Origin of the sequence: Paenalicyclobacillus ferrooxydans (assembly GCF_001399675.1) — a bacterium.
Taxonomy (GTDB): domain Bacteria; phylum Bacillota; class Bacilli; order Alicyclobacillales; family Alicyclobacillaceae; genus Alicyclobacillus_B; species Alicyclobacillus_B ferrooxydans.
Genome location: NZ_LJCO01000008.1, coordinates 404,534 through 422,140 on the forward strand (window position 1 = coordinate 404,534; position 17,607 = coordinate 422,140).

20 protein-coding genes, 2 pseudogenes and 1 riboswitch are annotated in these 17,607 nt (G+C 48.4%); of the genes and pseudogenes, 15 read left to right on the forward strand and 7 right to left on the reverse strand.

What is annotated here, in order from left to right:
• The first annotated feature begins 409 nt into the window (after nt 1–409).
• The 5 genes from AN477_RS02005 to AN477_RS02020 all read left to right on the forward strand — a co-directional run bounded on the left by AN477_RS02005 (nt 410) and on the right by AN477_RS02020 (nt 4,457).
• Complete coding sequence (locus AN477_RS02005; RefSeq protein WP_245631675.1) at nt 410–781, forward strand: hypothetical protein; 372 nt, start codon at nt 410–412, stop codon at nt 779–781.
• Between the two features lie 255 nt (nt 782–1,036).
• Nucleotides 1,037–1,162, forward strand: coding sequence for a hypothetical protein (locus AN477_RS25620; RefSeq protein ID WP_281176295.1), 126 nt, complete (start codon nt 1,037–1,039; stop codon nt 1,160–1,162).
• Nucleotides 1,163–1,279: 117 nt separating this feature from the next.
• Entirely contained in the window at nt 1,280–1,660 is a 381-nt protein-coding gene (locus AN477_RS02010; protein WP_054967496.1) for a hypothetical protein, read from the forward strand.
• A 612-nt stretch (nt 1,661–2,272) separates the two neighbouring features.
• Nucleotides 2,273–4,219 (forward strand): prenyltransferase/squalene oxidase repeat-containing protein, encoded by a 1,947-nt coding sequence (locus AN477_RS02015; RefSeq protein WP_054967497.1) that lies wholly within the window; start codon nt 2,273–2,275, stop codon nt 4,217–4,219.
• Nucleotides 4,182–4,457 carry a hypothetical protein gene (locus tag AN477_RS02020; RefSeq protein ID WP_054967498.1) on the forward strand — a complete coding sequence of 92 codons (276 nt, stop codon included), beginning with the start codon at nt 4,182–4,184 and terminating at the stop codon, nt 4,455–4,457. The genes AN477_RS02015 and AN477_RS02020 overlap by 38 nt, the downstream gene beginning before the upstream one ends.
• 81 nt (nt 4,458–4,538) lie before the next feature.
• Here AN477_RS02020 and AN477_RS02025 read toward each other — a convergent pair whose 3' ends face one another.
• Nucleotides 4,539–5,108, reverse strand: coding sequence for a DUF4396 domain-containing protein (locus tag AN477_RS02025; protein WP_169787833.1), 570 nt, complete (start codon nt 5,106–5,108; stop codon nt 4,539–4,541).
• 719 nt (nt 5,109–5,827) lie between these two features.
• Between AN477_RS02025 and AN477_RS02030 the strand changes: the two genes are divergently transcribed.
• Genes AN477_RS02030 through merA form a run of 5 tightly spaced genes read left to right on the forward strand, consistent with a single transcriptional unit; the run spans nt 5,828 to nt 9,401 of the window.
• The gene (locus tag AN477_RS02030) at nt 5,828–6,097 is read left to right on the forward strand and encodes a hypothetical protein (protein ID WP_054967500.1); all 270 of its coding nucleotides are present in this window, start codon (nt 5,828–5,830) and stop codon (nt 6,095–6,097) included.
• Between the two features lie 43 nt (nt 6,098–6,140).
• Nucleotides 6,141–6,482: an ArsR/SmtB family transcription factor gene (locus tag AN477_RS02035; protein WP_157061768.1), complete on the forward strand. Its 342-nt coding sequence runs from the start codon at nt 6,141–6,143 to the stop codon at nt 6,480–6,482.
• Between the two features lie 13 nt (nt 6,483–6,495).
• The gene (locus AN477_RS02040) at nt 6,496–7,050 is read left to right on the forward strand and encodes a TlpA family protein disulfide reductase (protein ID WP_054967502.1); all 555 of its coding nucleotides are present in this window, start codon (nt 6,496–6,498) and stop codon (nt 7,048–7,050) included.
• Nucleotides 7,047–7,718 carry a cytochrome c biogenesis CcdA family protein gene (locus AN477_RS02045; RefSeq protein ID WP_054967503.1) on the forward strand — a complete coding sequence of 224 codons (672 nt, stop codon included), beginning with the start codon at nt 7,047–7,049 and terminating at the stop codon, nt 7,716–7,718. The genes AN477_RS02040 and AN477_RS02045 overlap by 4 nt, the downstream gene beginning before the upstream one ends.
• A gap of 33 nt (nt 7,719–7,751) precedes the next feature.
• On the forward strand, nt 7,752–9,401 hold the full coding sequence (gene merA / locus AN477_RS02050; protein WP_054967544.1) for a mercury(II) reductase: 1,650 nt from the start codon (nt 7,752–7,754) through the stop codon (nt 9,399–9,401).
• Between the two features lie 111 nt (nt 9,402–9,512).
• Here merA and AN477_RS25360 read toward each other — a convergent pair.
• Together AN477_RS25360 and AN477_RS25795 are read right to left on the reverse strand one after the other, a co-directional pair.
• Nucleotides 9,513–10,168, reverse strand: a pseudogene (locus AN477_RS25360) (IS3 family transposase).
• A pseudogene (locus AN477_RS25795) lies at nt 10,145–10,210 on the reverse strand (hypothetical protein); the annotation flags it as partial. The pseudogenes AN477_RS25795 and AN477_RS25360, both read right to left, overlap by 24 nt.
• Before the next feature lie 87 nt (nt 10,211–10,297).
• Between AN477_RS25795 and AN477_RS02060 the strand changes: the two are divergent.
• The gene (locus AN477_RS02060; protein WP_054967504.1) at nt 10,298–10,681 is read left to right on the forward strand and encodes a hypothetical protein; all 384 of its coding nucleotides are present in this window, start codon (nt 10,298–10,300) and stop codon (nt 10,679–10,681) included.
• Between the two features lie 130 nt (nt 10,682–10,811).
• A riboswitch (cyclic di-AMP (ydaO/yuaA leader) is annotated at nt 10,812–10,950 on the forward strand.
• Nucleotides 10,951–11,607: 657 nt separating this feature from the next.
• Here AN477_RS02060 and AN477_RS02070 read toward each other — a convergent pair.
• The 3 genes from AN477_RS02070 to AN477_RS02080 are packed head-to-tail and all read right to left on the reverse strand — an operon-like array spanning nt 11,608 to nt 14,379.
• On the reverse strand, nt 11,608–13,233 hold the full coding sequence (locus tag AN477_RS02070) for a recombinase family protein (RefSeq protein WP_054967506.1): 1,626 nt from the start codon (nt 13,231–13,233) through the stop codon (nt 11,608–11,610).
• Between the two features lie 26 nt (nt 13,234–13,259).
• On the reverse strand, nt 13,260–13,940 hold the full coding sequence (locus AN477_RS02075; RefSeq protein WP_054967507.1) for an ImmA/IrrE family metallo-endopeptidase: 681 nt from the start codon (nt 13,938–13,940) through the stop codon (nt 13,260–13,262).
• A 49-nt stretch (nt 13,941–13,989) separates the two neighbouring features.
• Nucleotides 13,990–14,379, reverse strand: a complete 390-nt coding sequence (locus tag AN477_RS02080; protein WP_054967508.1) for a helix-turn-helix domain-containing protein — start codon at nt 14,377–14,379, stop codon at nt 13,990–13,992.
• A 151-nt stretch (nt 14,380–14,530) separates the two neighbouring features.
• Here AN477_RS02080 and AN477_RS02085 point away from each other — a divergent pair, with 151 nt between their 5' ends.
• From AN477_RS02085 to AN477_RS02095, 4 genes are read left to right on the forward strand one after another with little or no spacing between them, the layout of a single operon-like run.
• Entirely contained in the window at nt 14,531–14,725 is a 195-nt protein-coding gene (locus tag AN477_RS02085) for a helix-turn-helix transcriptional regulator (RefSeq protein WP_054967509.1), read from the forward strand.
• Nucleotides 14,726–14,772: 47 nt separating this feature from the next.
• Nucleotides 14,773–14,931 (forward strand): hypothetical protein, encoded by a 159-nt coding sequence (locus AN477_RS24175; protein WP_157061770.1) that lies wholly within the window; start codon nt 14,773–14,775, stop codon nt 14,929–14,931.
• A gap of 51 nt (nt 14,932–14,982) precedes the next feature.
• Complete coding sequence (locus AN477_RS02090) at nt 14,983–16,080, forward strand: MarR family transcriptional regulator (protein WP_054967510.1); 1,098 nt, start codon at nt 14,983–14,985, stop codon at nt 16,078–16,080.
• A gap of 42 nt (nt 16,081–16,122) precedes the next feature.
• Complete coding sequence (locus tag AN477_RS02095; protein WP_054967511.1) at nt 16,123–16,800, forward strand: hypothetical protein; 678 nt, start codon at nt 16,123–16,125, stop codon at nt 16,798–16,800.
• 23 nt (nt 16,801–16,823) lie between these two features.
• Here the strand turns inward: AN477_RS02095 and AN477_RS02100 are convergent, their stop codons facing one another.
• On the reverse strand, nt 16,824–17,375 hold the full coding sequence (locus AN477_RS02100) for a hypothetical protein (protein WP_054967512.1): 552 nt from the start codon (nt 17,373–17,375) through the stop codon (nt 16,824–16,826).
• Nucleotides 17,376–17,607: the final 232 nt, after the last annotated feature.

Here is a 17,607-nt window from a genome sequence, read left to right on the forward strand (position 1 = left end):
TCTTGGGACGGGATTAAGGGGTGCCCGCCAATACAGCACTTTGCGGAGATTTTTATGCCCAACTTATTGGCAAGCTGTCGACAATGCCACCGTGATCAGCGGAATTGTTTCAAAGATCAAAGTGCCTTTGGCCGCTTATGGGTTGTTCAATTAGTTCTTTTGACGATTTGTCGAACATCTCTCACTGTTAGTGTGATTTCGATTGCCAATGAGCAGGGGAGCGAATAGGCCTTTGACCATTGTGTTTTTAATCGCTGTCAATATGGTGGGGATGCCATCTGTATCACGGCGGGACGAGCCTTCATTCCTCAGACTCCTCATGATGATCATCGATGTGATGAACAAACTGTATGGATACAAATCCTCGCTGCGGGATTAGTAGGTGAATTGTGGATGAGAGGGGGTGTGCATGTTGTGCACGAGGGCGGATTGTGAGCGCCATGTTGGGCAGTGGGTAAGTTTCCGAACCAAATACGGCTATCATGTCGGACTTGTCGAACGGGTCACGAAGGATTCTGCCATCGTACTGTCGCCACGTCAACATATCCCGACGCATTTGGCCAGCGCAGATATAAGAGCCGACGACGTTGAAAGACTCGATTTGGCACTTGCATGGGGCGGCTTTGGCCGCGGTGGATATCCGGGATCTGGTTTTGGTGGAGGTGCCCCTGGAGCTGGAGCGTATGGTGGTGGCTTTGGTGGTCGTGGAGGTTATGGCTGGGGCCGCTGGGCCGTATCATTTCTCATTATCTACGTCCTTTGGGGACTGTGGCTGTGGTAAAGACTTTCATATCGGAAACGTACCTGGGACGGGGCAAATACCGATACGGAGTTCCGGAGATGGACGTACGCTGAAAGCACGTTAAAAGGCGAGGGGGTGCAACAATGGGGGCTTTTGGTGGATACACCCAGTGGGCGGTCGTGTTCCTGATCATCTTTGTACTGTTCTTCTTGCTGGTTCCAGGCTACGGCGGCGGCGCTGGTTACTAATCTGCGGTGAATATCACTGACCCGTATAGAGAGGAGGCAAACTGCGATGTACGATGGTGGCGCTTTTGGAGGATACACCCGCTGGGCAGTCGTGTTCCTTATCATCTTCGTTCTGTTCATCCTGCTTGTCCCGTATGCAACGACGACATGCACCACAACGCCAGTGTACTAGGAGAACTTGAAAACCGACTGCACCGCTTCAACTGCTACCTTGCAGAATGGAGGCAGTGTAGTCGGTTTTGGTCTGAATATGTAGGTAACCATTTTCGACAGAGAGGAGGGAAAGAGCGTGTGCAATCGAATGGACTGCGTGAGCAATATGGGCAAATGGGTACAGTTTCAGACCCAGTGGGGCACCCATCGAGGCATCATTACCGATGTCAACAACCGGGCCGTGCTGGTTCGTGTTCCCCGCCAGTATGCACCTACTGGACTTGTCAGTCATTTTCAAGCAGTTGACAAAGACGACGAGGAAAAACTCGACCTCGCACTCGCACAGTGGGGCGGGTACGGTGGCGCTCCCGGTTGGGGGGGCGGATATGGACGCCCTGGCTACGGAGCATATGGTGGACGAGGTTGGGGACGCCCCGGCTACGGTGGCTGGTACGGCGGCTGGTGGTGGTGGTGGCTCGCATTTGCTTGGATTTGGTGGCTTGCATTCCTGTGGTGAATCCATCGTGCAAAACGGTGATACGCTGTTTTAACACAAAGAGTCGATTGGGGTGCGAGACTCACGTCTGGGGCGGATTCGCCCCATTCTCTTTGGGGGTTTAAGGTCCGCGAATGGTCTCTAACAGGGGCAAGCAGACAATCATACCATGTCGTTATCTGGGGTGGGGGGCTGGAAATGAAAATTTGGATGATTGTTTTTCTCATCATATACGTACTTCTGTCACTGCTAATTCCTATGTTCCATCGTCGCACTGTTCGGACGTAACGGTTTCTTATATCCATCACGCATAGTCGCCAACGTCCAGGTGCAAAGGCGGGCAATTGAATTAGCGGTGATTGGCATGGAGGGGTATGTCCATGCCTCTTGCCATAAACTTGATAGACTATCGGGCAACTTAGAGTTCACGCCCTCACTACTTCTGCATGCGTATAACCACGAATGTGTTTTTCCCTCCTACCCTTAAGCCCCATTTCCGTTGCGTGGTTTACAACGATGCTGCCACGATGGGTCCATAAAATTGGATGTCGGGCAAACGCCGACAAGTTGCCCCTTTGTCCCAGAATACACTTTTGCATGCTATAAGCATCTTCTGACGTGAGGGGGAGGGGCATGCAGGGTTTTTCGACAGAGACTCGATTAGAAAAAGATGCCCTAGAACACACCATTCACAAGGCCGTACAAAGGTTGATGGAAAGCCAAGACAAGGGTGGATTTTGGGCAGAATGTTTTGACACAGGGGTTATGCCGGATGCCCAGACTGTGGTTTATCTGCACCTATTGGGTGTGAATGACACGGAATGGACCGATCCGCTGCTTGAGCGTATTCTGTCCAACCAGCGAGAGAACGGAGCGTGGGGCGTATATCCTGGCGACGAAGGGGATCTATCCACGAGTGTAGAGTGTTATTATGCGTTGCAATTATATGGACGGTGGGACAATCACACTGAAAAGAAAAGCCTTGCGAAGCATTTTATTCTGCGGAATGGCGGATTAAAACGCTGCCGCAACCTGACAAAAATATTGTTGGCAATTGGTGACGAAATCCCATGGTCTTGGCTGCCGTCGCCAAGACTCTATTTACTCTTATTCTCAGACTGGTCTCCTTTATCCATCTGGGACATTGTGACGTTTACCCGGTTGCACATCCCGCCTATGTTGGCGCTATCCACATTTGAATATGTTGAACACAGCAATGAGGCACCGATTCTCAGGGAACTGGTGCCTGAGGCACAACAACGTAACCTTCGCTTCCTAAGCCGGGGGTGCTTCGGACGGCGACCCACTTCAAACATGTTGCATCGACTCTTTCGCTGTTTGAAGTGGATGCTTGAAAAACGTGAAGAGGACGGCACAGCAGCTGGCTATCATTCTTCTACCTTTCTGATCATTTTCGCACTGCGTGCTCTCGGATATGAGAAAAATCATCCGGAAATTCAAGCGTTGCTTCATGCGATGCGCAAATCATTGTTTGTGGATCCTGAAACGGGGTATGCGCATCAGCAAACCTGCGATGCGCATGTTTGGAACACGGCACTGTCTGTGAAGGCATTACAGGCAAGTCGTATGATGCCGCAGCCGTCGGCAGTTCGCAAAGCCATTCGATACTTGGTGTCGAAACAACATCGCACCGTCGGTGAATGGGTCATTAAGAATTCGAGTCCTCCGGGCGGCTGGGCGTTCTCAAGCAACAACACAACCCATCCGGACATCGATGACACCGTGGCCTGCCTAGAAGTCCTATTCCCTTTTCGTCTGGAACACGAACAGGTTTGGCAAAAGGGTGTTCATTGGTTGATGGGAATGCAGAACAAAGACGGCGGTTGGTCGGCATTCGAGAAGGATTGCAACAAACGGTGGTTAGAATGGATTCCGGCCAACGACATGCGACGTGCTATGTACGATCCTTCCACACCAGACATTACGGCAAGAGTCGTGGAATTCCTGATTCACCATCAAGTGCTGCCGCTTGATGACAGCAAGATAAATCGCGCGATCCGATGGCTTCGCAAACATCAAGAACCGGATGGTTCGTGGTTTGGCCGATGGGGAACGACCTACATCTACGGGACTTGGTGTGCCATCAAGGCATTGACGGCCGCAGAGGTCTCAAGCGGCGACGAGACGATGCGAAAGGCAAAGGAATGGCTGCTCGGTGTGCAACGGGTCGACGGGAGCTTCGGTGAGTCCTGTCAAAGTGATCTTCAGGGCCGATTTGTACCGCTTAACAAAGGGTTGCCTACGCAAACAGCATGGGGGCTAGATGCACTTTTACATTTATATCAAATGGAAGAAAGCCATCGTGAGCAGCGCCGTCTACAGCGTGCTTGTCGAAAAGCAGCTGACTGGCTTTTGGCGCAAGCTGACAACGGAGCGTGGCGTGAAGACGTTCCGACCGGATCCGCCTTTCCAGGCGCACTCCACATTCGATATCACATTTATCCGAAGGTCTGGCCGATTATGGCGTTGAGTCATTACCGTTCTGTTGAATCTCTCCTTGCCGTGAAGGGAGGTGAAACAGATGCTGGATCCGAGGCTTCTGAATACGTTCCGTGGTAGAATCGCCAATCCAATGTATTGGCGGCGTACCCATCGCATTCTCCGTTCTTATAGTCGCTATGACCTTGCAACGCCAGATGGCGCTGGAGCGATGGTGGATCATCTGTGTGGCGCACTTAATGTTCAGATCACACCTGCCCAGAGAGCCCATGCAGCGAACTGGATTGTATCCCAACGGATTGATCCGCAACACCCATGGCATCAAATGCGGATGTGGGGCGTCGTCAATGGGAGCTGATCCAAAGTCAATCGATTGAGAAAAAGGGCCAGTCAAACTGGTCCTTTTGTCATGGTAGTACGCCCGGCATGGGCGGAATCTTTAGGGTGTAAGTCCCGAACGGGGGTTGGCGACAAACCTACCGTTAGCCAAGAGCAAGAGTGTCCATCGTGAGATGGAATCTGAAGGAAGCTGGCGGCAAACCCTCGACCTGAGGTACACGAACCGCATTTGAGGCTGGCGCAGTCGGACATGCTTGACACCCCGCCGAACCAAGACCCAATTTGCCGGATAAGTGGCGGCAAAGCCGACCATCATTGCGATTTGCATCATGAACCAGTAGACAGGCTGTGCAGGCGTCATCAAAATTAGCCACCTTGTGATGCCCATCCAAGAAAACATACCGATTTCAAACGTAATCAACGAGACGGTATCAGCTTGTAACGCTGCCTTGATTCCTTCAGCCGGTGAAAGTCCTTGCATGGGAACGATTGAAAAGTATTGAAATGCGATTCCGATGACGTAAGCCAGTACGAAATCCACAACGTATGACGTCAATAGGTTCGATCCAGCGATTACAAAGGGCGACATGGAAAGAAGCGCCTCGCCAATTATGTCTCCGAATGCGCAACCTGCACCGCAATGGGTGAGGAGATGAACACGCTTTCCCAAAACGGACGGGACTGTGATCCATCATATGATGCATGTCCACATGCCCACCCTGATGGTCGGGATGTGCAGAGTGTAAGGTGGGCGTTCGCACCCAAGTCCTATACGCATACAATCCGATGGGTCCCATGTAGAGTGTTGTCAGTGGCCAAACAGCTTTCATGATGCTCATGGAGAGGTTTTGCCTTGGAACATCGATCAGTACAATCACGAACGAAATCGATGAGAGAGTTAGCCAAGCGTACGCAAGGATTTGCAACCAATTCGGTACCATAGAGAAGTTCACCTCACCAATCGGATTGAGAACGCCAGTCGGAGATGGAAGGCACGTGTTTGTAATGTCCTTACATCTTTGAGTGCCTTGTTTACGATTGTGTCGCAAGTGCCAAGCATACACGGAATACTCCCAGTTCACCCCGGGGGCTGGAGGTGCTAATCTTGGCGTCATCCGGTCTTTGTATGGCATATATGGCGTGGGCGCTGTGGGACGGGGGATCGGTGTCGATGGGGCTTAGCGCTGCGCTACTCGTGAGTGTTTAATCCGAGGGTTGGTCGGTGCGGAGAGCATTCGACTCTATGGTTTGTTTGGCTATCATATTGGTTCGTGCATGCACCTAAGATAACAGACTGAGGTCAGCGCGAAGTTTATTCTCAGGCAATAAGTTTCATCTTGACTATCAACATATTAAAACATTACAATATGTAAAGAGGTGAAAATTCAGATGGACAACAATCAGCAAAACCGGAATAGGAACGTCAGCAAGGTTGCTTTGTGGGGACTTCCTGCTATTATGTTCGTTTGCTGTGGTCTCCCAATTTTGCTCGCAGCCATTGGGTTCACAGCGGCCGGGGCATTCCTGGTTGGACACCAGTACTGGCTACTGGGCGGCATGATTTTGGCCATGGGCATCGTTATGTTTGTCATGTCTAGGCGTAAACGGAAATCCGGCAAAGGAGGATCATGTTGCTCGATCCCTGCAAAGGAGAAATAAGGTCTTAAAAACGAGGTTTCCATCCTGCAAGGAGATGAATGCGATGGAAAGAGTTGAGTCGATAGAGACGGCTGATGACGTGCAGACGGAGATATATGCTAAGTTCTTTCATGGTCTCTCGAATCCAACGAGGTTCAAGATTATTAAGGTCTTGCTTGATAAGGAAATGAGTGTTGGCCAACTGGTTGAGGCAATTGGCGCTTCCCAAAGTCAGGTATCGAATCAGCTTGCCTGTTTGAAGTGGTGTGGATACGTGGCCTCAAGGCAGGACGGCAAGTATGTGCTGTACCGAATCATAGACGAGCGAGTGAGAACAATCCTCCAATTGGCAAAGGAGATTGTCGCCGATAACGCTGAGCACATTCGCTGTTGTACAAGAATGTAACGGAGGTGCAGCATTGAAACGGATCGGTTTAATCGCCTTGTTATTGGTTGTTCTTGGGGGAGGATTCTTTGTCGTAAGGACATTGGGACATCCTGCTGCCGCCCAAACGGTTGCGACGAGTACGAGTACAGCAAGTACGGGACACGGGACATCGGTGAGTAAGAAATCAAACACGTCGGGTGTATCGGAACTTTCGGGGATGACACTCACCTCGGTGTCTGGCAAGACGATTACAGTGAATCCAAATCAGAAAACGATACTACATTTTATGGTTTCGTCTTGCGGGACTTGCGTAGGGACGGAGATCGGGTTGACGAAGTTTGCTCATACGCCCGGTGTCCAAATTGTTTCCGTAGACGTGGATCCCCAAAACGATAGTTTGAGTACGATTCAATCTTTCAAGAAAGCAACCAAGGCGTCGTGGCCGTATGTGATGGATACGAACCAATTATTGGTGAAGCAATTTAACGTCAGCGAATTGGATACAGTGGTGGTCTTATACCACGACAAAGTGATTCTTGATGAAGTAGCACCTTCCGTATCGACCTTACAGAAGGTGCTCGCATGACCGCAGGTACTCTTGTCGTGCTTGGGGCAGGGATCATGGCGGCGTTTAACCCGTGTGGTGTTGCGATGCTACCATCGTATATTTTGAATCTGTTGGCCGGTCGGGAACGTCGAATCTGGGGCGGGTTGTTGGCTGGACTGTTGATGACTGCCGGTTTTCTTGTCATCTTTCTGCTTGCCGGGGTCATTTCCTTTGCGTTTTCAGCAGCACTCGGCAAAATGTCCGCGTGGATTGCGGTGATTCTTGGTGTGGTGTTTTTGGTTGTGGGTGTCCTCATGCTGTTTGGGAAAAATGGAATTGCATTTCATATCGGGGGTATCTGGCGGGGACAGCCAGGAACGAACCGGTCGATTTTCCTTTACGGGATTGCGTATGCGCTAGGGTCTCTTGGTTGCACATTGCCACTGTTCTCCGTTCTCGTGTTGTCGTCGTTTCATACACAAGGGGCATTCGCGGGGCTTGTCGATTTTGTGCTGTATGCCCTTGGAATGGGGTTTGTTGTCACAGTGATTTCATTAGGATCGACGATTTCGCAGAACCTTGTTTCTGGATGGGTGCGCAAAAGTGCCAGGTGGATGGGCAAGCTGAGTGGAGTCATTACGCTCGGCACGGGCTTGTATTTAATTGTTTACTGGCTGCCGTATGTTCGCTTGTACGCTGGGTTTTAATTGATGAATTGGGGTGTCGATATGTCGGAATCAATGAAGCACGTCCGATTGGTTGTGGATGGAATGACTTGCGATGACTGTGAAAGACATGTCATCCACGCTTTACAGAACGTAGGTGCCGAGAATATTTCCGCCAATTTCCGCAGGAACGAGGCGACGTTTGAACTGGCTGACCTGAACCGGCTGGAAGACGCGAAGCAAGCGGTTACTGACACGGGGTACAAGCCTGGTGATGCCACAATACTGAGTGATCGGCTGTCGGTAGCGCCTATCGACGACGGTGGTAGCTACGATTTCGACTTGTTAATCATCGGTTCCGGTGGGGCGGCGTTCTCCGCAGCCATTCAAGCGGTCAGGTACGGGGCGAAAGTAGCTATGGTAGAACGTGGAACCGTCGGCGGCACGTGCGTGAACATTGGCTGCGTTCCATCGAAAACCATGCTCCGGGCTGGTGAAATCAATCACCTGGCAGCCAACAATCCGTTTGAAGGGTTGAATACAAGTGTCGGGCCGGTCGACGTAGCTAAGCTGATTGAGCGAAAGGATGAACTGGTGGGGGATCTCCGTCAACATAAATACGTGGACCTGATTGACGAATATGGCTTTGAACTGATTCGAGGGGAAGCCCACTTTGTCGATGAAGGCACGGTAGAAGTGAACGGTAGTCGAATCAAGGCTCGGAACTTCCTGATTTCAACAGGCGCTTCAGCAGCCGTGCCGAATATTCCCGGCCTAAATGAAGTCGATTACCTGGTTAGCACCACCGCTCTTGAAGTAAAAGAGCTGCCGAAGCGCTTGGCCGTCATCGGATCGGGATATATCGCCATGGAACTGGGGCAAATGTTTCACAATCTCGGTTCTGAAGTCATCTTGATGCAACGGATCGCTCGTGTCTTGAAGTCGTACGATCCCGAAGTGTCAGAAGCTATTACGAAAGCGATGACGGATCAAGGGATAGACATCATCACTGGTGCGACATTCAACCGGGTGGAACAGGATGGGAACATCAAGAAACTGTATGTTACTGTGGACGGCGAGGAACGGATTGTCGAAGCAGAAGCACTGCTCGTCGCAACAGGCCGTAAACCGAATACGGAGACGCTGAATCTTGATGCTGCAAAGGTGACGGTTGGAGACCGTGGTGAGGTTGTCGTCAACAAGTATTTACGCACGAGCAATCACCGGATCTATGCGGCGGGTGATGTGACTATGGGACCACAATTTGTCTATGTGGCGGCGTATGAGGGTGCCATTGTTGCTGAGAACGCGGTGAATGGAAGCGAGACGAAAGTTGACTTGAGCGTGGTACCTGGTGTGACATTCACGAGCCCAGCCATTGCAACCGTCGGATTAACGGAAGAGCAGGCGAAAACGGAGGGGTATGAGGTTCTGACCTCTGTGCTTCCGCTGGATGCCGTACCACGGGCACTTGTGAATCGAGAAACAACGGGCGTCTTCAAACTGGTGGCAGATGCGAAGACCCGGAAGATTCTCGGTGCTCATGTCGTTGCCGAGAATGCAGGAGATGTTATTTACTCGGCTGTACTCGCAGTGAAGTTTGGACTAACCATAGAAGACCTGCGATCAACGCTGGCTCCATATCTCACGATGGCGGAAGGACTGAAGTTGGCGACGCTGACGTTCGATAAGGATGTGTCAAAGCTTTCGTGCTGTGCAGGTTAATAGACTTACCAACACTTAGCTGGAGAGGGAAGGTTGGTATTAGGTCAAGAGGGTGGACACACCAAACAGAGACTATCTGAATATTCGTGTCACCCATTCCTATCGCCATGATTAAGCTGCGGTTTCGCTTAGACGACGCTCATACAATGTCTGGAACTGAACCGGCGTTTTGTAGTCAATGGATGAGTGAATGCGCCGACGATTGTACCACCATTCTATGTACTCCCATATCTGTCGCTTTGCCCGAGCCGCGTTTTGAAGTTCTCTAAGTGAATGAGTTCTCGCTTAATCACGCTGTGGAATGATTCAATACAAGCATTATCGTAACAGCAGCCTTTTCGACTCATGCTACCAATCATTTTGTACTGCTTCAGCTTCTCCTGATATTCCTTTGATGCATACTGACTACCCCGGTCCGAGTGATGTAATACGCCTTTAGCTGGCTTTTCGCGATGATACGCCTGTTCTAGTGCTTCGATAACTAGGTCCTTCGTCATTCGTGAGTCAGCTTTCCAACCGACGATTTTGCGTGTATAAAGATCCATGATACTTGCAACGTACAGCCAACCTTCGTTTGTCCAGCAATAGGTGATATCCGCCATCCATACCTGATTCGGCCGATTCGCTTGGAACGTTTGGTTGAGGATATTATCGTGTACGGGGTGGGAGTGCTTCGAATTCGTAGTCGCTTTATACTTGCGGACTGTACGACTTCTCAAGCCAATCTCGCGCATGACTTGAGCAACCGTCTTTTGTCCGACTCGAATGCCTTCTTCGCGAAGTACACGCGTAATCTTCGGACCCCATATAAACGTCGAGAGGACAGAAAGATTTCGTGCACACGTCGAGTTAGTTCTCCAGCTAAAATATGTTCACCTAAAATAGGAGGGGTATCTATGGCGGATAGCAACAAAAAAACATCTGGTGGGAGGCGTGTTTTCTCTATACTTGGATCTTTTGGGGCCGTTTTCAGTTGTTGTGCTCTGCTGGTGTCTCTGATCATGTCCCTTCTTGGTTCCATTGGGGTAACGGCTTTAACTGGAATGAGTGCACACCCTGCTTGGGTGAAGTCTGTTATGCATTACTCGTTACCTATTTTGATTCTTTCTGTGATTCTGCTGATCCTCGGAATATGGCGTGCGACAAGATTAACGCGAACCATTGTTGGCGTCGGTATTCTATTGATAGTGCTTAATATATTCGTAAAGTCACCAGTCCTTGCATATCCAAGCCTTGTTCTTATCGTCGGTGGGAACATCATTGGTTGGGCTCAACGGTGAAAACGAAATGTCGACTGCTGATTTCAAATATCCGGTTGCTTGATCTTCACTTCGTAGGAAGTGATCATTATTGCACTCAACAACACAACATATCAAAGTATTGAAATTCGTATGTATGTTTCTAGTATTACGCTAACTACTGCCGAACCTCACAATGGTGAGCACGGGGGAACTAAAGGCGTCCATACGGACTTGGGGTGAATCACGATTGTGACGGGTGGTCCTTTGTACCCGAACCCGACAAACTCGTCGCAAACGACGGTGGTTCGTGCTGCCTACCTGAAGAGCCCCCCCACATTTAGGAATCTGGAACGAGAGTAAGCTTGTACGTAAAGGAAGTCATTTGACAGTATTGAGTTCTACACGGTATTGGATGCACGTTCGGTTGCCTAACGGAAAAGTTGGATATATTACAGGCAATCCATACTATGTAGATTGCTGTACGCCTCGTCATCCAGAAAAGGGGTTGCAGCAAGTAACGGTTAAACTTCTAGGAGTCCGTAGTGGCACAAGGGGGACAGATGACAATATGGGTTGGACGGTTTGTCTTTTGTTGCAACGTGTATCATCATGCGCTAGGATACAAATTTGCCGGTGTAAATAAAGTTCAATTTGACAGCGTTGGCAAGCCGGTTCCCGTCCGTCAAATGAGACTAGGCGATGAATTGTTCTTCTCTGATTCAACGAACCCTTCAGGTTCTGCACATGGAGTAAGCATCTGGTTGCTGTAGACCGATTGTATTGATACAAGGAAACAATTGAAGGCTATTTGCTTAATTACGCAAGGAGGGGACATCCCCTCCTTGCACTTAGCAGCAATGCTCGATTTCTTCGCAACAGCGCTTAATCTCCGATGTGTTGATGGTCCATTGGATATCCTCGTTCCAGTAAAAGTTTCCGACCCTGTTGTGTAACGCTAGGCGTAACTAAATCACAAATGAAAATTCTTCGAGTAGGGTTACCGTGGGTGTTCCTTCGCCTCCACCATTAAAAAACCTGTCTCCGACCGGAGATGGGTTTTTGCCTGTTGTAGAGCCATTTTTTCCTTCAAAAAACTTGTACGTAACCTCTGCTTCAAAGTCGTCGATGGACTTGGAGGGGAGGATGACAATCCTATCTACAAATTCCTGAACGACTTGTTTTTGCTCTTCTTCATTGAGCGAGAACAGTGCATTTTTCTTTGATGTCAAAACCTCAAGAATGAGCTCTTCATTTATGTCGAGTGTGGTTGCCATCATACTGATTCGTTCTAGCTCTGACTCTAATACCTTTTTCCGATTTGTGGCCTCTCGGATTCGTTGACTGATGAGGTCCTTTACTACATCGCCCTCTCCAAGTGCATCAACCCAATTTTCAAGCTTGCGGTTTATTTCGTTAAGTTCATTTCGGATGGGTTGCAAATCTAGGCCATCGCTTTCTCGTTCCTTCTGGTACAATTCTTTCACTTTGACAACAATGTTCTTTATCGCGTCCTCGCTGAAAACATTGGCGACGAGGTTTTGAATGATCGATTCTTCAATCGTTGATTTACGGAGGTTTGTGTTTCCGCACCGGCCTCCACATTTATAGAATTTCAAAATCGTTCCTTGGCTGCTCTTTGAGTTTCGATAAGACTCACCTCGGTACAACATCCCGCATTGACCACAGACAATTTTGCCTGCAAGGAGATATACTTGCTTCGCCTTCAATCGACCGGGCTTCAACTTACGCGTTTCCATCAACTCATTTACTTTTTCGAAAAGCTCTACGGGGATAATTGCTGGTACCGCGCCAGGGACTTGAATTTGCTCCTCTTCTGGCTTATACCGATGATTGTTTCTCCGACCATCTTCATCTTTTGAGGACTTAATGTCCCACGTGTAAATTCCAATGTATTTTTTATTTCTTGCCCAACCGTCAAAGCTGTTCCGCGTAAATCGGCGGCCGGTTTGTGTACGATAACCAAGCTCATTTAACGTATCGGCAATTGCGGTTGTAGAGCGACCTTCAGCTACACCTTGAAAGTAGATGAGTACGGCCTTAGCTGCCTGCGCGTCTACTTCGAGTTTCAATGTCTCTGGATTTATTCTGTATCCATAAGGAGGTCGCCCACCAGCATGAATTGCTTTTGAGGCGTTTTGCAGCATTCCCTTGCGCGACTCTCGCGCTAAATTTTTACTGTAATACTCGGCCATGCCTTCGAGGACAGATTCGAGAATAATCGATTCGGGCGAATTATCCAGATGCTCTAGGACGCTTTCTAACCGCACACCGTTTTTCCTGAGTTGTCGCTTGTAATAAGCACTGTCGTATCTATCTCGCGCAAAGCGGTCCAGTTTGTGGACCAATACAACATCAAATAAATCCTTTTCACTGTCAGCAATCATCCGTTGGAAGTTAGGACGGTTGTCTGTGGTCGCACTGCGTGCTTCATCGGGATAACTACCAACCAGGGTGTAGCCTTTACGGTCGCAATATTCCTGGATAGCTTGCATTTGTGCGTCGATGGATTCTTCACGCTGGTTGTCTGAGCTATAACGTGGGTAAGCGACTGCACGTAATGTCTTTTTCACGATAATCACCCCATGTATGAATTTGATTATAGGGGCCAAACAGTTTTCCGCTTGCGGAGGCCTAAAATTTCACCGTTGTAGATTACATATTCAAGCGTCTCGTCAAGCGGGTGCCGATACGAGTAATCGTAGTCTTCTGTACATTCCCGAATCATATCGCCTGAATGCCCTGTCCAAGCTGATAGACCATATACATCCTGAGTCAACAGCATTAGACGTGCGTCCATAAATGGTAAGGGAACATTAAACGCGTCGGCGAGATGAACCACTTGGGATTGCCACGAACAATCTTCAACCATGTGTTGGGCAATCAAATAAGTTGGTGCTAGTGCGTACATGGCAAAATAATTCGCCTGGCGTTCTTGTCGCTTTCGTTCATCCGAGCACATCACCTCCTGGTCCCCTGTATGCAATAATACGTGTCCAAACTCATGAGCTAATTCTACCCGTTGCTGTGAATGTGGAAGCCGATTATCAACAATAATCGTGTACATGTCGTCAATCATTGCAAAATGGGTACTTTCGACCGGCTCATGATGCACCCAGATACCTGCTTCCTTTGCAAATGATTCAATGTCGATTTCGCTTGGTGATTGAATGTTACGTCGTCTGTAGCAGTGCAAAATTCTCCATTCCAATTTAGATGGTTGATAATTCTCTATAATCGTACACACCCTTGTATTCGTCCCCATTCTTGCTGTTTTCATGGTGGTGTCCTTCCTAGAATGAGGGGGAAACCCGTAAATCGTCTTTATATCATTCTCCTTGTTTCTGTCCGGGTTTTCTTCCCTTTTCCAGTTCATAAATAAGTCGTAGCCCGCGCATCATCTCTTTTTTTCGGGTAGATGGACTTTTACTGAAATCATAAAAAAAGGTTCCGGTTAAATGATTTTTGACCCATGTTAAAAACTCACGTTCCTCCGGTGGTAGTGCCGGAAGGTCATCCCCACTTTTCCCCGTCAATAACCAATCTAACGAAACCTCATACATCTCCGCTAATCGAATTAAGGTCTTCGTATCGGGTTCCCGATACTCGGTTTCGTAACCTGTGTACGTTGAACGAGCAATTCCCAATTCATCTGCGACTTGTTGAGTGGTGAGTTGTTTTGTAGCCCTGGCCTGTGTCAATCTTTCGCCAAGTGTCACCGAGGTTCCACCTCCAATCTTTTTGTGCAACGAGTAGTGTCGAAAAAAGTCGTCGCTGATAGCGTCATTATACTTGACCATAGTCTCGTATCGCAACTATGATTTATCTATCAAAATGAATGTCGCGTTTCGCGATAGAGGAGGTAGAGCCATGGATAGACAACCACGTACGTGGTTAATTCGTTTACGTCATCAGCGGCGTATGTCCCAGCAGCAAATTGCTATGCGGGCTAGGATTTCTCGCAATTATTTATCTGAAATTGAGTGTGGTGTTAAAAATCCAAGTGTGGATGTTTCGAAGCGCATCGCCCAAGTAGTGGGGTGCGAATGGATGCAATTTTTTTAACCATCAATGTTGCAATACGCGACTTAGAATTTTAGGAGTGTGTGTAAATGAGTTTGAGACGGAAACCGTCTAATGGACCAGAAAAAGTGGTGATTCGCGTCAATCGTGTTCCTCATCCTCACCCAGATGCTGCAGAGGATTTAATCGCACGATTGGTGGTCAGGGATCTCGTATCAAGGCGAGGTATATCAGAAGGGATGCTCTAAAACATCCCATCGTAAGAACGATTGAGTTTGGAGCAGAATTGGGGTTTTCACATGAACATTCCAAATGAGCTAAAAAGGATTGTGATCAAGGAAGAGTTGGTGAGGCTCACTGGCGACCTATATAGAGCCATTATTTTGAATCAATTCATTTATTGGAGTCAACGTGTGCGAGATGTTGACCGATTTATTGCTGAGGAACAGAAGCGTATGGAACATGAAGCTGCCGAAATAAACATGAAGCCGACCAACGGATGGGTTTATAAAACAGCAGATGAATTGCTGGAAGAAACGATGATGGGAATTTCGAGGCAATCCATAAATCGATATCTCAACGCTCTGGTTGAACAAGGATACTTATTGTGCCGGAACAATCCTGAACATAAATGGGATCGAACCAAGCAGTACCGAGTTGACTTTGTAAAGGTTCGTCAGGAGCTAGCTGCACTTGGATATACACTGGATGGCTATGCAATGCTCAAAATGAGCAATGCAATGCTCGGTCAGAGCGATGGAAAGCTTAGTTTGAGCAATGGGAAGCTCAATATGAGCAATGGAGTGCCCAATGAGAGCGATCGAGCGCCTACAATGAGCGATCGAATGTTGTCGGATGAGCAAGCAATACCAGAGATTACTACAGATCATATTGTTGATAGTGATAAAGCTGTTACATCGGTTAGGTCCGAAGACGGTTTGAACAGCACTGATGACGAACTTATGGACGCATCCATGCATTTTGTAGCCAGTGCTCTACAAGACGTTGATGAGTCGGCAGCTTCTCCTGATCCGTACGAGGCTATAGAGCTTCGTATGAGAAATCATGTGAATTACCCATACACATCGAAGCAGAGAGATTACGAAGCTTTGAATGAGTTGCTTGCACACCAGGTTCCCCTTCACTTCATCCTAGATGGAATTGACTTTACTTTTGCCCAGTATCCGACGAAAAGGATTAACAGCTTCGCGTACTGTGCAGAGGTTATTAAACAGCGATGGGGCGCAGAGACAGCCAAACGGATTTGGGCGCAAGACGACTTCAACAAAGGATATGTTCCTTTTGAGAGACCTTCCCCAAGACAGGTGAGACGTTCTGAAAAACCAGCGAAGGATCCGCGATACAAAGCGTTTTATGATCTGTTTCCAGACAGCTGAAAAGAAGCTTACAAACCAACCTGCGGATAGAGGTGAGGAATCATGCAGATAGAGTATTACAAATACACGGTCGTCAATTTGAATGACCAGAGAGAATTGACTGCAGCGGCTCCGCCGGAAATGTTTGCTGAAGAAGTTGGTGCTCTTCTAGAAATCATTGGACAAGGACCAACGAATATTGTGATTTATTCGCATCGGGACGGAGGGTTATACCGCCCGAAAACCAATGCTGATCTATCCATTACGGACAACGTGTTTTTCAGATTGGATGGTTCCAATTTTGAGCCGAGACCGACGATGTCTGCGGCAGAAAGCTTAGAACTCGGGCAACGCATTGCTTCTGCATATGTCGTGATCCGAAAGAAATTTGTATATCTTAAGATGAAAAAATGGGGCTCCGTGAAACCAGAAACACAGCAAGAGTTGAACGAACTATCGCATAAATTGAACATTGTTGAAAACGCAATTGCGGGCACTGGTGAAATGGAGGCTGTTTTTGATTTGTGGCTTCGTAAGCAATTTAGTCCAGAGAAATGTGCGATGGAGTTACATATGGGGAAATCGACCTGGTACCGGCGTTGCCGAGCTGTGGCCCGGCACATCGCCTATCACTTAACAGATCGGTTATCCCCAAGCGCTCTACGTGAGCTGCTTCAGGACGCCGGTAAAATGGAAGATTGGATGTCCCTATTTGAATACCTTGACGCGACAAACACATAAGCCGTTTCTTGTTATTCGATGTTTTAGGTCGAAGACAAGGGCACATCTTGAGGTGGTTGTGATTCGCTAATCAATCGAATGGCGCTCTCAACCACCTCTTCATATGAAATTTGGTACTCGTCTGCAAGTCGGACGATGACGTCAAGTATTGAAGAAGAAATCATCCACTGCACGGGTTCTACCAATTGGTATTGACCGTCTCGTACTTCGATAGGATATTCTGTTTCTCCTACAACAACCTTGTTTCCAGTTAGATAAATCGCCATCACGCGATTCGCGACAAGAAATTCAATCGGAAGACACACGCCAAAGTGTTCGAAAAGATCGACTAACGTTCGAGAAGCGTGGCCAATATAGTCGGTTCGAAACGTGTGAAAATGGTATATCGCCTGTGCAGTCGAGACTGTAACCTGCGTTTCACCTGATTCTTCGACCGCGACTTCGATCATTTCGGCTTGCTCCATTACTGACCTGGCAAAGGTTAACTCCTCATCGTTTGTCGTGAAGTTGCTGAAAATGTGCTGGATTCGGTCAATGTACTGGATGTATACTCCCGCTTGGTGACTCAATTCCAAAGTAATTCCTCCCCACTCATTTCATCCATCGAAGCATAGCAAATCGTGATACGAACTTGGCACCACGTAAGTGCCATTTCGCGGTACGGTCAAAACGGACGCAACGTACCTTGTCCAGATGTCCGAGAAAGAAGAGTGATAGGAGTGGCAGGTTCGTCGAATAACGCGCTCACGCCATTGAATCTCAACCAGACCATGAAAGGTTTAGGGTTTCGACCTGTTGACCCTTTTG

What these genes read in the sequence shown, in the direction of transcription:
- AN477_RS02085 (WP_054967509.1), top strand. Translation starts at nt 14,531, where the DNA reads ATGGATAGACAACCACGTACGTGGTTAATTCGTTTACGTCATCAGCGG.
- AN477_RS02005 (WP_245631675.1), top strand. Translation starts at nt 410, where the DNA reads ATGTTGTGCACGAGGGCGGATTGTGAGCGCCATGTTGGGCAGTGGGTA.
- AN477_RS02090 (WP_054967510.1), top strand. Translation starts at nt 14,983, where the DNA reads ATGAACATTCCAAATGAGCTAAAAAGGATTGTGATCAAGGAAGAGTTG.
- AN477_RS25620 (WP_281176295.1), top strand. Translation starts at nt 1,037, where the DNA reads ATGTACGATGGTGGCGCTTTTGGAGGATACACCCGCTGGGCAGTCGTG.
- AN477_RS02035 (WP_157061768.1), top strand. Translation starts at nt 6,141, where the DNA reads ATGGAAAGAGTTGAGTCGATAGAGACGGCTGATGACGTGCAGACGGAG.
- AN477_RS02075 (WP_054967507.1), bottom strand. Translation starts at nt 13,940, where the DNA reads ATGAAAACAGCAAGAATGGGGACGAATACAAGGGTGTGTACGATTATA.
- merA (WP_054967544.1), top strand. Translation starts at nt 7,752, where the DNA reads ATGAAGCACGTCCGATTGGTTGTGGATGGAATGACTTGCGATGACTGT.
- AN477_RS02060 (WP_054967504.1), top strand. Translation starts at nt 10,298, where the DNA reads ATGGCGGATAGCAACAAAAAAACATCTGGTGGGAGGCGTGTTTTCTCT.
- AN477_RS24175 (WP_157061770.1), top strand. Translation starts at nt 14,773, where the DNA reads ATGAGTTTGAGACGGAAACCGTCTAATGGACCAGAAAAAGTGGTGATT.
- AN477_RS02045 (WP_054967503.1), top strand. Translation starts at nt 7,047, where the DNA reads ATGACCGCAGGTACTCTTGTCGTGCTTGGGGCAGGGATCATGGCGGCG.
- AN477_RS02095 (WP_054967511.1), top strand. Translation starts at nt 16,123, where the DNA reads ATGCAGATAGAGTATTACAAATACACGGTCGTCAATTTGAATGACCAG.
- AN477_RS02020 (WP_054967498.1), top strand. Translation starts at nt 4,182, where the DNA reads ATGCTGGATCCGAGGCTTCTGAATACGTTCCGTGGTAGAATCGCCAAT.
- AN477_RS02030 (WP_054967500.1), top strand. Translation starts at nt 5,828, where the DNA reads ATGGACAACAATCAGCAAAACCGGAATAGGAACGTCAGCAAGGTTGCT.
- AN477_RS02015 (WP_054967497.1), top strand. Translation starts at nt 2,273, where the DNA reads ATGCAGGGTTTTTCGACAGAGACTCGATTAGAAAAAGATGCCCTAGAA.